At 47.1% G+C, this 13,858-nt stretch carries 11 protein-coding genes; 3 read left to right on the plus strand and 8 right to left on the minus strand.

Annotation, left to right across the window (positions count from 1 at the left end; all coding sequences use genetic code 11):
- Positions 1 to 361: 361 nt before the first annotated feature.
- The 3 genes from MKY73_RS27105 to MKY73_RS27115 form a co-directional block, all read right to left on the minus strand.
- The gene (locus tag MKY73_RS27105) at positions 362 to 1,492 is read right to left on the minus strand and encodes a hypothetical protein (RefSeq protein WP_339304459.1); all 1,131 of its coding nucleotides are present in this window, start codon (positions 1,490 to 1,492) and stop codon (positions 362 to 364) included.
- 206 nt (positions 1,493 to 1,698) lie between these two features.
- Positions 1,699 to 2,988 carry a glycosyltransferase family 2 protein gene (locus MKY73_RS27110; RefSeq protein WP_339304461.1) on the minus strand — a complete coding sequence of 430 codons (1,290 nt, stop codon included), beginning with the start codon at positions 2,986 to 2,988 and terminating at the stop codon, positions 1,699 to 1,701.
- The gene (locus MKY73_RS27115; RefSeq protein ID WP_339304463.1) at positions 2,969 to 4,123 is read right to left on the minus strand and encodes a HEAT repeat domain-containing protein; all 1,155 of its coding nucleotides are present in this window, start codon (positions 4,121 to 4,123) and stop codon (positions 2,969 to 2,971) included. The genes MKY73_RS27110 and MKY73_RS27115 overlap by 20 nt, the downstream gene beginning before the upstream one ends.
- 217 nt (positions 4,124 to 4,340) lie before the next feature.
- On the opposite strand from MKY73_RS27115, the gene MKY73_RS27120 reads away from it, so the two are divergent.
- Positions 4,341 to 4,826, plus strand: a complete 486-nt coding sequence (locus MKY73_RS27120; RefSeq protein WP_339304465.1) for a cytochrome c biogenesis protein CcdC — start codon at positions 4,341 to 4,343, stop codon at positions 4,824 to 4,826.
- 119 nt (positions 4,827 to 4,945) lie between these two features.
- Here the strand turns inward: MKY73_RS27120 and MKY73_RS27125 are convergent, their stop codons facing one another.
- A complete protein-coding gene (locus MKY73_RS27125; RefSeq protein WP_339304467.1) occupies positions 4,946 to 5,959 on the minus strand; it encodes an NADP-dependent oxidoreductase in 1,014 nt (337 codons plus the stop codon).
- A gap of 174 nt (positions 5,960 to 6,133) precedes the next feature.
- Positions 6,134 to 6,880, minus strand: a complete 747-nt coding sequence (gene map / locus MKY73_RS27130; RefSeq protein WP_339304469.1) for a type I methionyl aminopeptidase — start codon at positions 6,878 to 6,880, stop codon at positions 6,134 to 6,136.
- A gap of 206 nt (positions 6,881 to 7,086) precedes the next feature.
- Here map and MKY73_RS27135 point away from each other — a divergent pair, with 206 nt between their 5' ends.
- Positions 7,087 to 7,296, plus strand: coding sequence for a hypothetical protein (locus MKY73_RS27135; RefSeq protein ID WP_017690946.1), 210 nt, complete (start codon positions 7,087 to 7,089; stop codon positions 7,294 to 7,296).
- A gap of 221 nt (positions 7,297 to 7,517) precedes the next feature.
- Here MKY73_RS27135 and MKY73_RS27140 read toward each other — a convergent pair whose 3' ends face one another.
- Together MKY73_RS27140 and MKY73_RS27145 are read right to left on the minus strand one after the other, a co-directional pair.
- On the minus strand, positions 7,518 to 8,339 hold the full coding sequence (locus MKY73_RS27140) for a protein kinase (protein ID WP_339304471.1): 822 nt from the start codon (positions 8,337 to 8,339) through the stop codon (positions 7,518 to 7,520).
- Between the two features lie 137 nt (positions 8,340 to 8,476).
- Positions 8,477 to 9,163, minus strand: coding sequence for a hypothetical protein (locus MKY73_RS27145; protein WP_339304473.1), 687 nt, complete (start codon positions 9,161 to 9,163; stop codon positions 8,477 to 8,479).
- A 543-nt stretch (positions 9,164 to 9,706) separates the two neighbouring features.
- On the opposite strand from MKY73_RS27145, the gene MKY73_RS27150 reads away from it, so the two are divergent.
- Complete coding sequence (locus MKY73_RS27150) at positions 9,707 to 10,660, plus strand: L-lactate dehydrogenase (RefSeq protein ID WP_339304475.1); 954 nt, start codon at positions 9,707 to 9,709, stop codon at positions 10,658 to 10,660.
- Positions 10,661 to 10,815: 155 nt separating this feature from the next.
- On the opposite strand, the gene MKY73_RS27155 is transcribed toward MKY73_RS27150, so the two are convergent.
- Positions 10,816 to 13,524, minus strand: a complete 2,709-nt coding sequence (locus MKY73_RS27155) for a PAS domain S-box protein (RefSeq protein WP_339304477.1) — start codon at positions 13,522 to 13,524, stop codon at positions 10,816 to 10,818.
- Positions 13,525 to 13,858: the final 334 nt, after the last annotated feature.

Here is a 13,858-nt window from a genome sequence, read left to right on the forward strand (position 1 = left end):
ATTGATTATGCTGGTACAAATCCAGATACGTAGCTTACTCTGATCACAATGCACACAGTGGTACCACTTTTTTAATCCATTTCTGCTATAGCTCACGCCGCCTGCAGTGGGATGATTCTTCTTATCAATCCTGTTACGACTCCCCTTCTTCATGGTGATAAGGGTCCCAACCGTACTCAAACTAACCAATCGCATCGGACATAGCAATCAAGATTCTGCCTGATCTACATCTCGCCCTAACTACACTTTTACGCCTTACATATACGCACTTTCTCTAATATGTACATCTCCCGTTCCTCAGTCGGGTAGAACGGCCTTTCGCCGTCTGTTCCCCATCCGAACGTTTTTCTTTACAACCATCCTATTGCCATTGCTGCCGTCCATCCTGCACTTCCTCTAAAATATGCTTCATCACGGGCACATACACCTTCCAGTAGAACATGTCAGGAATATCTTTCTGATCTGGCGTAAGCTTGGACCGGACGACCTCCCATCCCCGAATTCGGCGCCAGAAGGAATAATGCTTCATCTCTCCGAATGACCCTGCCATATAATACGACCGATTATAGTCGTCATAGCGGACAATTGCAGCAAATTCCGCAGGTATTCCTGCATTCCCCAACTTCTGCTCGCCTGTCTCCGTCACATCCGTCTTATACCAGGCTAATATGGAATTTTGCTGTTGCGGCAGAATGATATCAAACCAGCCACTGTAATGAATATCCTGGGTTATACCGCACCAATCCCTGCCTTCCTGTGTGAAGGCAATCTGTACATTCCCTGTCTTTACATCCGGGCCTTTCTCCAGCACTATGACTTGCCCATCCATATGCACCAGCAGAATACCTGCCCCGTGATAAGGCCATTTTTTGTGCTCCCGCTGTTCATAGTTCGTACGAACCCACCGAGGTACTTCTTCCTTGCTTTGCAGATTAGATACCGATTTCCCTTGCCATCCACTGCTGTTCACCCCCAAGATAGGATACAGCTGCTCTCTCGTCATCTTCGAAGCCGTATTCGCCATTGCACTGTATTCGGCAACAATCGTTACCCCTTTATACGCAGCCTCGCGAATCTTCTGCGTATCATATATCGTTAGTCCTTCATAGATTCCGTCTTGTTTCCGTCCCTTCTTCTGTGCAGACAGACTACTCCGGTTCGCCGTCAGATAGATCAGATCCGTATCAGTGACCTCATCTGGCAGCAGTTGCTTCATCCGGGGAAGCCCGTTCTGAATATCATAGCCGTAATAATCCTCTTCGTATGAGTAGTATTCCCCTGTGTGCTGTACAATCTTCTGCTGATTCAGAAGCCAGACTAATCCCTTATGCCCCTGATAGGACGAGTCTGGTCTGCTTTTGTCAATAATCATGATGTTCAGCGGGACAGGGGCCTGAGATTGCCACATAATCCAGGGGACAACCAGCACCACCGATACCACTGTAAAACAAGCCAGCGTCCACATCGTGGCTGGCCTGTAACTTTTTTTCATGAAGCATCTTCCTCCTTGCTTTGTTCCAAGGTATGGCCCAAGTTACCGTTAGATTACCCCAATCCATTCCTGATCTCCTTCTCCTCTGCCTTCCTCAATCCCATAGCATGCACGATGCCAATCATACGAAATATATTGTTCAGCGGTCTGAACCAGAACGTCTCCGAACAAGCGTATACTAGCAGACGCGTCACCTCTCTGGACGTCTACGCTTTGCGTGAACACCATATTTCGAACATGACCATACCTGCGGAAAACAGTGAACCGTAGAGCATCAGCAGTAGAGCAATAATGATGCACAGGTTGATATCTACCAACTGAAGTCCTATGCCTGAGATGAACAGCAATAACGCTCCCAGTTCCATCACAGGTCCCAGCAATTCGATCAGAATAAAATACGGGATGGATACCATCCCCATCCAGCCATAGGCTGGATTCAAAATCATGCTCCGCTGGGCCCATAGACTGCTCGCAAGCTGCATATACCAGCGGGTTCGCTGTCTGCACAGCTGACGCCATGTACCCGGTACTTCTACCCTGCAGATCGGATCGGGAATGTATATAATACGACCCCGTTCACGAATTCGCTTCATATGTTTTTGCAACCGCATCACAAGTTCCATGTGAGCGGCCTGATCACCGCGCCTATAACCACCGACTTCCATCACCCGGTTCTTTTTGAATACACCGAATACTTGAGCCGTAAATAAAAGCACATTAATATTGTAACGAACGAGTCCCACACCGCCAATTAAAAAAGCACGCACGTATTCAATGCTTTGCATCACATACAACGTACTGCCCGTCGGTGTTGTGCTATTATCTGTCAATTCCGCATGAGCCGTATTTCTAGGAACCATAAGATCTACTCGTCCACTACAAGCAACGACCTCTTCTCCTGGTAGAGCATCCATAACGGGTTTCATGATCTTCACCAGTGCATCCCGTTCCAGAAATGTCCGGGGTCCAACAGTGGCGATATAAGGATATTGCGAGATATTCAGACCTGCATTCAAGGAGTCCATTCGTCCTCCATACGCCTTGTCGATCACAATCAGACGATGATGCAGCCTGGATTGGTAGACACCTTTAATCTGAGCCGTCTCCTGACCGAGTCCCGAGTAATGAACTTTACTCCGAATGGGCATCAGATCATAGGTTTCCATTAACCGCGGCATTGTTCCATCCTCTGATCCGTCATTAATGATAATAACTTCATAGCGTGCATATTGAATCTCCAATAGACCGTTAATTCGCTGCACGATCGTATTCTCGCTATTACGCATCGGAACAAGCAGAGATACCGCCGGAGCCAATTCTTCGTCCAACATCTCATGATATTGCAGCGGGTCCAGATCCCTTCTCAGGATCATTGTGCGAGCGGCAGCAACTACCAGAACACTGCACATCACAATCGCTAGCACCAGATAGACAAATATCCCCTCGTAACATGCCAAAACAAAACTCTGCAGCATCTCAATCCATCTTTCGTCCATACTGCATCCTTTCCAGCGTTTCTTCCGCTATCTGCCTTGCATACCTATCCGGATGGTTTACAGCTGTATCCCGGAGTTCTTCAAGTCCCTGGTCGTAACGGGCGAGGGAATTCGCCGCCTCCTGTCTGATCTGAAAAGAAGGATCACCCATCATCACCTTCAGGCGAGGAATAAAAGCATCCGCATGAATATCGCCCATAAGCCGGGTCACTGTTAGTCTTTCAGAACGTTGTCTTTCCTCGCCAGCTTCGTTCCATACCAGCAATAGACCCTTCAGCATATCTTCACGGCATCTGCCCACTTGAGCCAATGCCTGATAAGCATGGGTACGCAGCAGTGCATCCTCTTCAAGAATGAGCTTCTCCAGCAAAATAAAAGCACTCTCCGTCTGGTCATCCCGAATACGAATGGCATGGACGATATTGGACTGGACCTGATAAGGTACATTCTTGAAATGATCCTTCAGACGAGTCCAGGACGAATCGGTAAGCAGCAGCAGAATCTGCAGAACCTGCGAATTGGACCATACACATTGCTCACGCATCAATTCCTTCACAATTCGGAAATAACCGGTTCTGGCATATATGCGCAAAATGATGAAACGTTCAAGCGGTGTGCAGGAGGTAACACGGAGCATATCCTCTAACCTCGGCAGAAGCTCCACCATATGAAACTGTTCAATATATAACAACGTGTTGACCCGTTCACTCCACTTTCCCGTCTTCAGAACGGACCGGTATGAACTTCCGAAGACTTGCCAGGATAATAGGCGAATTCGCAGAATCTCCTGCTCTACTGGACCTTGAGCGAGCCTTTCCAATAACAACTGCTGCAAAACGATCTGTTGATCTCCAGTCATATTCAATACATCTACACCGATTTCTCCGTTGTTCAGATATTGCTGTAGATATGAACCTTCTGCAAGTAATTTCTGCCTCAGTGTTGTCTTAACTTTTTCCCTGCGTTTGCTGTTATACTTCAACCATAAAATATAACTATAGATAACCAGCAAAAGAATCAGTACACTTGCACATATGAGGCTAACCACATGTACCAGCCAATCTGTATTACCTGCAAGCCATCCCGTATGATGTGAACCGATGAGCTTAGTATACATCCATTGTTGTCCAATCATCGTATGATTTCCCCTTAATCGAATAAACGGCCTTACAACGGGCACAATAATACAAAATTTTCAAATAAACCCTGTGAATACATATCGGGTATATGATACACTAAGCTTTCTATCGGCTATATGCGTTTGTGATATAATAGGAACTGAAAATTCCGGCAATTCGTACTGGGTTCCGGATCTACGGATAATATATCATTCCAGAAAGAGGGAGTTCTACGTGGCTAATATCAGTCCGTACTACCTGCAAATCGGAGCAACCGTGGGCATGCTTGTCATGGCACTGCTTGCCATCTTCATCCGTATGAAAGCCAGTCACAGACCGGTGACCATTCGCAAAATCCTTATTCCTCCGCTCGGCATGAGCACAGGATTTCTTATGTTTGTTGTACCGGAGACACATATTCCTTTACTCTGGGCATTCATTGCGTTCCTGGTGGGCTGGTTCCTTTTCTCCTATCCCCTCATTCGCAGTACACGGTTTGAACGAGTAGGTGAAGAGATTTTCGCCACGCGCTCCCGCAGCTTTGCTTTCATTCTGCTTGGATTGCTGGCCGTACGCTTAATTCTGCATGAAGTCATTCAGCGATATGTAAGCATTCCGCAAACAGGCGGACTATTCTTCCTATTGGCCTTCGGCATGATTGTACGCTGGCGTGTATATATGTACAAACACTACAAAGAAGTGCTGGTTGCCGAACACTAGTCATCATAAGCAGCCCACCCACAGATCTACAGAAAAAAGACACGTTCTGATACACCATCGGTGTGCAGAACGTGTCTTTTCGTCTTCATCTACTTATTAAATGTAAAATCATGCGATATCTATTCCGGATCTGCAACCTTAACCAGCTGCTTGCCCAGATTATCTCCAGAGAATAGGCCCATGAATGCTTCCGGCGTCTGTTCAAACCCGTCCACAATGTTTTCTTCATACTGGAGATGACCTTCCTTGATCCATTTCGCCAACTTGGCGCGGCCTTCCTTGAAGGATTTGGTGTAGTCACCCAACAGGAACCCTTTCATTAATGCTGTATTGGTTAAGAGCAACGTCTGTGGACGCATCCCGATATCCGGTTTCTCCAGATTATAAGACGAGATCTGACCGCATAACGGAATACGTGCATTCCGATTAATGTGGCGCAAGACTGCATCCGAGATGTCGCCGCCCACATTGTCGAAGTAGACGTCCACGCCATCCGGGCAAGCCCGTTCAATGGCTGCTGACATATCCGGCTCCTTCTTGTAGTTCAATACCACGTCGAAGCCCAGTTTTTCTTTCAAATAGACGCATTTCTCATCAGAGCCTGCAATACCGACCACGCGTGCTCCTACGATTTTACCGATCTGACCTGCGATCATGCCTACCGCTCCGGCTGCTCCCGATACAACGACCGTTTCGCCGTCCTTCGGCTTGCCGATGTCTTCCATACCAAAATAAGCTGTCAGACCCGTCAGGCCCAGTGCGCCCAGGTATGCCGTGATTGGTGCCTCTTCGGTATCAATCAGCGACAGATCCGTTGTATTCACTACGGCGTATTGTTGCCAGCCCCACATGCCGGATACGAGATCTCCTTTGCGCAGATTAGGTTCCGAAGATTCCACAACCTGCCCAATGGCTCCACCCTTAATCACTTCATTCAACGCGTACGGTGCAGCATAGGATTTTGTATCTTTCATGCGGCCCCGCATGTACGGATCGACCGACAAATATAATGTACGTACCAGGACTTGCCCAGCTTCCGGTTCAGGAAGAGGTGCATCAATAAATTTGAAATTCTCTCTGGATGGGGCACCTTCGGGACGAGACGCAAGTACGATCTGTTTATTTACAGACACCAAAATTACCTCCTTGTTGCCAAGTGGACGCAAGGTTAACCCTTGTCAGCTGAGATCCCTCACCACTGGCTCTGTGTTATCACTTCTTATTAGTTTAAACCGAAACAGGCGGATCACAAACGTGGGCCGCCTTGAAATATGCAAATAACGTCACATTGTAGCTGCTTTTAGCTATTATTGTGCTGTCAAAATCACAGGACCGTCTGCTGTGATCGCAATCGTATGTTCATACTGGGCAGACAGACTTCCATCCATAGTACGTGCAGTCCATCCATCCGAATCCAGCTTGCTGCGATACGTACCAATGTTCAACATCGGTTCAATCGTAATAACCATACCTTCCTTCAGACGTGGACCCCGATGTGGCGGACCATAGTGAGGGACTTGTGGTTCCTCATGCATCTTCTCACCAATGCCGTGTCCAATAAACTCGCGTACAACCGACAGACCTTCACCCTCTGCATAGACTTGAATGGCATGGGAGATATCTCCAATTCGGTTGCCTACCACGGCAAGTTCAATGCCTTTGTACAGAGAGTTCTTGGTTACGTCCAGCAGATGTTGCGCTTCTGGAGTCACTTCCCCTACGGCGTAAGACCAGGCCGAATCGGCCAACCAGCCATTCAGATTAACCACCATGTCGATGGTCACGATATCGCCGTCTTTCAGTGCATATTTTCCCGGGAACCCGTGACAAATCACATCATTAACCGACGCACATGTCGCATATTGGTATCCGTTGTATCCCTTTTGTTCCGGCGTAGCGCCATTTTTCTTCATAAAAGCCTCTGCAAACTGGTCGATCTCCTGTGTCGTAATGCCCGGACGAATCATCTTTGCAATTTCTCTATGGCACGCGGCGAGAATTTCTCCGGCTTTTTTCATATATTCAATCTGCTCTTTGGTCTTCAACGTAATCATAACAACTACTCCTGTCCGTTAAAATCTTATCCTGTCCTCTATTGTAACGCTAAACGTGCAAAATAAAAAATGTCGTGCAACAGCAACATCCTATTATACGCCAAGCTCCTGTCCAATGAATACAATTATCCATGAAAAACTCGAAACCCCTTCGGATCTGGCCACGTATATGGTTAAAACAGTTGAAGTCGAAAGGGTGAAAGCTCATGTTCAAAAAAATCATCGGCAAACTTATCGATTCCAAATCTTCATCTCACCGCAAACGTTACAGTTCTTCGGACAGACGCTCATATAAACGTCACAGCAGTTCCTCCGGCAAGCGTTCCTACAAGCGCTATTCTTCTTCGGATGTGAAATATAGGGACAGCCGCAGTGGCTCCGGGTATTACAAAAGCAGAAAATACAGCTCCAGCTAAGCGGCTTTTACTCCTGCTACTAAAGAGTAATAATCAGCCTGCTCAGTGGACAGGTCCATATATCAATGATGTAACAAAAACAAAGGGGTGTTCGCTAGCCATACACACGGCTAACAGAACACCCCTTTATTGTTTCTTTATAGTAAAAAGGAAAAAGACCCCTACAGATATCATACGAAGAGGTCACGAATAACCAATATAGGTCCGCCTATAGAACTTATTCATCTTACCTTCATCAACACACGTTCCATCTCTGCCCGTAACTCCATTGCTCCGCCTTCATAACCCGGGCGAAGTCCCAGGAGCCGCTCCAGCATCTGGTGCAATTCCGGCGTAAGCTTAAGTTCCTCCTGCCAGCTGGCAGGTTCACGACCCTTCTCTGGCTCATAAGCCGAATACAGCATAAAGAGAAGAAAGTGGCCGATATCCTGCAAGTCATGATCCGGTGTAGCGGGTTCATCTTCAGGCTCAGGGACTTCACGCATACGTCGCTTTAGCTCAGGCAACAACGGCTCCCCCAAGCGTCTCGCCAGGCCAAAGTCAATTAGATGCACCTTCCCTTCACGTAAAATAACATTGGGAATCCGCACATCTCCATGAATATATCCCTGCTCATGCACATGAGTCACTGGCGCCAGCAGTTGACCTGCCAATTCCAGACATTCCCGCTCCGTATATCGAAGACCTTGCTCAAATATGCAATCTTCCAGCGTCTGTCCACGAATATACTCGGTAACGATATAACTTCGTCTCCCGAATGTGAACACATCCAATAGATCGGGAATCGCCGGATGATGCAGAAGTTTCATCACGTCCGCCTCCCGCTCCAGCAGATGTGCAGCGAGTCTTCCCTTGCTGGGCTTGGACTCCTTCAACGCCACTTCCCTGCCGTTCTGCTCATCTGTACACAGGTATGTCAGCCCATAGCTCCCCATACCCAGCAATTCCTGTATTGTATATCGCTCAGCAAGGGTCGTCCCTTTCCGACGAGGACGGTCTGTCCACAGTCCGAGCAATCTTTGCCAACTTCGTCGCAGCTCCACAGATCCTCCCACACCAGCTTTCCGAACTCATCCCGGTCTGTTTCTATACCGAGCGATCCTTGGCCAGTCTTCATGTTGTATGGAGCTTATTATATCAGGCCGATCATGCAAAATCACGATGAGCCATAGTCTGTTGCTTAAGCTTCCTTATGCTTCTTGGGCAGGAACCCAAACAACATACGCAGGGATACTCCTTTGGGTTTGCGTTTTCTTCCCTGGAAACTGCGCAGATTGGTCACGAGTTCGCGATCTCGCTCTTCCTCCAGCTTCTCATTCATCCATAGGCGTTGTTTCTCCATCTGTTCCTGAAGAGCCATATGTGTATCAGCCAGATGCTGAAGGGTCAGCTCCAATTCATCAACCCGCTGTTGCAGCAGCTGCACCCGATCGTCCTGCTGCTGTTCTACAGCACCGTATGTTACCTCACTTACCAGTTGTCCCAGACCCTCATAGGATCTCAGATTGCCGATGGATTCCGCGCCCTCAGGAGATGTTGATGGCATGACTGTCGCTGCACATTCGGACTCGGAAAGACCTTCAATCCCCACCACAGGTACATCTATTTCCGCTACAGCTACAGGTGCCTCTGGGGCCAATACAGTCACCACAGCATCAGCCAAGGGCAGATTATGCTCTCTGAGTTCGGTCATCAGGCGTTCAATGCACTCGATGTCATCGGACTTGAATAGTCTGGATTTGTTGGCGGAACGTTCGAACCGGTACCCCTGCTCTTCCAGTGCCGCCGCATATTTACGAAGAGTACTGGCACCTATGCCCAGGCTCTTGGCCGTTTCCGTCGTTGCTCCTGCTTCTTCAATCATCATTAATTCCCTCCCGGAATGAAGTCTTTTGGGAATCCATTTCATAGTACCTTTAGTGAGTTATGAAATGGACTCTTGGATAAAACATTACGGCTTCAGCGTTCCTTTTTGGAACCGTCATCGGATCGGGGCAACCTGTCTCATCGATCAAGTATGTTTATCTTTTGCTTGTCCGTATGTATTCGTCGGCTTCTCGGCAGATCCCTTTGACGGTTTTGTTCTGTTTCTGCGGATTCCTAAGAAGTTTTGTCAGGTATATATTCCGCACAAATAACCCCGAATCCGACAACGAGCATGAATGCTGTCATGTCGAATGACACAGGTGCAAACGCCGTCAAATCAACTGATTATGAATTATTCATGTCAATTTTGTTAACTCCGTTACTCCAATACGCTCCCGCGATAGCGGATATCATTGCTGTACTGCTTTTTCGTGTGTTATCTTATGTAACGTAGAAGTGCATTCCGGCATAAAATAAAGGACTATACTTAACATAGAACACGTTAGTAACGGAAAATATCAATCTAATTGGGGGCTGAACGGAAGTGTTAGGCAAATCAGGTAAAGTAGCGGTGATCGGGGCGGGCCTTGTCGGTTCAAGTTGTGCGTATTCCATGATCAATCAATCCATATGCAGAGAAATTATGATGGTTGACCGGACATATGACCGTGCCGTAGCACAGGCACTGGATTTCTCCCATTGTATGGACTTTACACATAACCGAACCAAAGTATATGCGGGCACGTACGCGGATTGTAGCAATATGGATGTGATTATCTTAACCGCAGGGGCGAATCCGAAGCCAGGACAGACACGGCTGGATATTTTGGAGGAAGCAGAGTCCATCGCCAAAGACATCGTGGTTCCCATCATGAACAGTGGATTTAACGGGATTTTTGTCGTCGCTGCGAATCCGGTTGACATAGTAACTTATATGGTATGGAAGTTATCAGGTCTTCCGCGTGAGCATGTTATCGGCACAGGGACGTCCATTGACTCTTCAAGGCTCAAAACGCTGCTGTCTGAAGTCTTCTCCATCGATCCACGCAGTGTGCATGGTTATGCGCTCGGGGAGCATGGAGAATCCCAGTTCGTGGCCTGGTCACATGTGACCATTGGTGGCAAACCGATTATGCACATTTTGGATCAGCACAAGGAGCGCTTCAAACATCTGGATCTGGATGATATTGCCCGCAAAACGAAGGATGCCGGTTGGGAGATCTTTACCCGTAAAGGCTCTACTCAATTCGGAATCGGCAATGCCCTCGCGCACATTACCCGTTCAATCCTCAATGATGAACACAAGATCATCGCCGTATCCGCTATTCTGGATGGTGAGTACAATCAACATAATGTCTGCGTCGGTGTTCCTGCAATCATCGGAGGAGATGGCATTCAAGAGGTTATCGAATTGAATCTGGATGCGGCGGAACGCCAAAAATTCAATAATTCCTGTGAGATTCTATCCGGCAATATCAATCGTCTCACATTGGCATAACTCATTCGTATACCGCTCTACTTCGATATGCTTCGGCTCATCTTGAAAAGCCTGTCAACGCAAACACGCCAATCATACTCCATCTGAGGAGTATGATTGGCGTGTTTGCGTTTGTTATTTTCACAGCTACATCGTTATCGTTAACAGATCGTTATTCAGTTCGGTGCAAGCTGGGGTTCGTCCCTTGGCCCCCATTGCTGTAACACCCGTTTCAACTCACTTAGCATGACCGGTTTGCTAATAAAATCACGCATACCAATCTCCAGACAAGCTTCCTTATCCTCACGTTTGGCATTGCCTGTAACTGCAATGATTGGAGGTATGCGATCCCGTGGAATCAGGCGGTGTAACAGGTCTGTTGCCTTAAGTCCATCCATCACCGGCATATGAATATCCATCAGAACAATATCATAAGCATTCTGAGAGATGGCATCAATTGCTTCTACGCCGTTGGTACACACATCTGCCTGGTACCCCAGCTTCTCCAGATATTCTCGCAAAATCTTGCGGTTCACTGGATGATCCTCTGCCACCAGAATACGCATGGCGACCTTGTCACTCTGACGTGTACGATCATGATGGAACTGACTTGCTGTCTGTTCGGCTGAAGCATCTACACTTGCCGCAGGAACAGCAAATCGGAAGGTTGAGCCTCCCCCTTCTGTACTCTCGACACTGATACTACCTCCCATGATCTCCACGAGTCGCTTGGAGATGACCAGTCCCAGCCCCGTACCACCATATTTACGGTTAATCACCGGATGCAGTTGAGAGAAGGACTGGAACAACTGATCCAGCTTGTCAGCCGGGATGCCAATTCCCGTATCTTGCACAGCGAAATCAAGCACGCTATCTTCAGGCTTTCTGCCTTTGATAATATCCACGGTAACATCAATGCTTCCCTGATCCGTGAACTTAAGCGCATTGCCAACCAAGTTCACCAGAATCTGCCGGATACGTATGGCGTCACCAACCATGAATTCAGGGATGCTTGGATTGAGACGATATCTGATTTCCAGATGTTTCTCATCCGCGCGGGGTTTAAACAGTTCGGCAACCTGTTCCAGCATCTTACGTAATGCAAACGGCTCATAAGCCAAGGCCATTTTCCCAGATTCCAGCTTACTAAAGTCCAAAATATCATTAAGGATGTTCAGCAGTGCATCACCACTATCCTGAATAATCTCGGCATATTCACGCTGTTCTTCCGACAGATCGGTACCGATCAATAATTCGGTCATCCCCACAATCCCGTTCATCGGTGTGCGGATCTCATGGCTAACCATTGACAGAAATTCCGACTTGGCCTGAGCTGCCAGCTCAGCCGTCTCTTTGGCACGTACAATTTCACGCTCGCCAGTCACGTCATTAAACACGACCACCGCGCCCTGAATCTGTCCTTGTTCAATAATCGGCGTCACCTGGTACTGCACCAGAAAGCTGCTACCATCTTTACGCCAGAACACATCTTCTTTGATTGAACGACTCTGTCCATCCAGCACGGTCATGTGGATCGGGCACTCTTCTATTGGGAAATGACTTCCATCTGCACGAGTGTGATGGATAATAGGATGTGAATTCTTGCCAATGAACTCTTGCGCCTCATAACCGAACATGGAAGCTGCTGCAGGGTTCATAAACATGGTGACTCCATCCGCATCCAAACCATATATTCCTTCTGTCACCGTGTTAAGGATCAGCTCATGTTGCTTGCTTAGCTCCTGAATTCGTTCCGTGTATTCCTTACGTTCGGTAATATCGGACACGATACCATAGACGCCTACCATTTCCTTATCCACAATAATGGGCACATTCGTAACGGATACTTCGATCTTCCGACCTCTGGAATTGACGATTCGGGTCTCATAATACTGAGGTTCGCCCTGCTTCACCATTTCAAAATAGTGTTCGCCGTACTGCACTTCGCATTTATCCAGATTGGATAGAAAAGATTTGCCAATCAGCTTATTACGCGGAATTTCCAGCATTTGCACAAGTTTGCTGTTCACAGCACTATACTTTCCTTCCAGATTCAATGAATACACAGCTGCCGGATTATGTTCGAACAGCGATCTGTATCGCTGACGACTTTCCCGAAGACGTCTGTCCGCATCCTTATGCTGGGTAATATCCCTGCTGATGCTTACAATCTGGACACTCTTGCCACGCTCTTCGGTCACAGGCTTCGCCAAGGTCTCCATCCAGATATAGTGTCCCTTCTTGTGCAACACACGCATCTTGCAGCCATTGCCGATCTTGGAAAGATCCATAGGATCCGGGTAATCTCCCGGATAACAATAATCCTTGAAGGACTTTCCTGTGACTTCCTCCGGTTTATAACCCAGCAAGGTGTGCACAGAAGGTGAGACATATAACAACTCTCCATCTATAGCACAAGTCGTAATCAGATCTTGTGCATGGTCAGCCAGCACCTGATATTTCTCCTGTGCCTCCTTAAGCTCACGTTGCACTCTTAGGATATCGGTAACATCTTTGGCAATACCATAGATTCCTACAACTTCGTTTCCATCCGTTATAGGCACATACGTGATCTCTGCTTGTTTCAGGGAACCATCTTTATGATAAAAGGTAATGGAATTACTGACTGAACGTCCAGCCAGTACCTCTTTTATATATTCATTGCGTAAATTTGCACTGTCCGGAGGACAGAGCTGATTCTGATTCATACGAATCAAGCCATCCAGTGTATACCCCGACATCCGCTCTACCGAGGGATTAGCATCAATATAATTTCCATGGATGTCCATCACATAAATGGCATCCGGGTGGTTAAAAAACAGTGATTGGTAAGAACTTCCCTCAGAAATAATGCGCTTCAGGGTTTCCGTTTTATTAATATCCAAGGCTTACCCCTCTTTTCTCAGCCAATATCTTCATCTAACAACAGAGATATATTATCCCTTGCCGAAATGGGCCTACCCTCGAATAACCATGTAAGCCTGCCTAGAAACAGCTTTTTTTATTTTACCAGATTCTCGTCTCATTTTGCTTACAATCTATGATTTAATTCACATGTTGTGTGATGTAATACTTGGAATTTTAATTTTCCTTAGAAGGTGTTTCCCCATGTAAGTTATACAAGGTAAAAAGCCACGACATAAAATTAACGATACATTTTGTATCAAACAGGCTATAATCTTTAAAAAACGTTTTTGACGAAGGTGAGGATGAATGAAT

Source organism: Paenibacillus sp. FSL R5-0519, assembly GCF_037974275.1.
In the GTDB taxonomy this organism is placed as follows: domain Bacteria; phylum Bacillota; class Bacilli; order Paenibacillales; family Paenibacillaceae; genus Paenibacillus.

What these genes read in the sequence shown, in the direction of transcription:
- map (WP_339304469.1), bottom strand. Translation starts at nt 6,880, where the DNA reads ATGATTACGTTGAAGACCAAAGAGCAGATTGAATATATGAAAAAAGCC.
- MKY73_RS27145 (WP_339304473.1), bottom strand. Translation starts at nt 9,163, where the DNA reads ATGATGATTGAAGAAGCAGGAGCAACGACGGAAACGGCCAAGAGCCTG.
- MKY73_RS27105 (WP_339304459.1), bottom strand. Translation starts at nt 1,492, where the DNA reads ATGAAAAAAAGTTACAGGCCAGCCACGATGTGGACGCTGGCTTGTTTT.
- MKY73_RS27115 (WP_339304463.1), bottom strand. Translation starts at nt 4,123, where the DNA reads ATGATTGGACAACAATGGATGTATACTAAGCTCATCGGTTCACATCAT.
- MKY73_RS27110 (WP_339304461.1), bottom strand. Translation starts at nt 2,988, where the DNA reads ATGGACGAAAGATGGATTGAGATGCTGCAGAGTTTTGTTTTGGCATGT.
- MKY73_RS27135 (WP_017690946.1), top strand. Translation starts at nt 7,087, where the DNA reads ATGTTCAAAAAAATCATCGGCAAACTTATCGATTCCAAATCTTCATCT.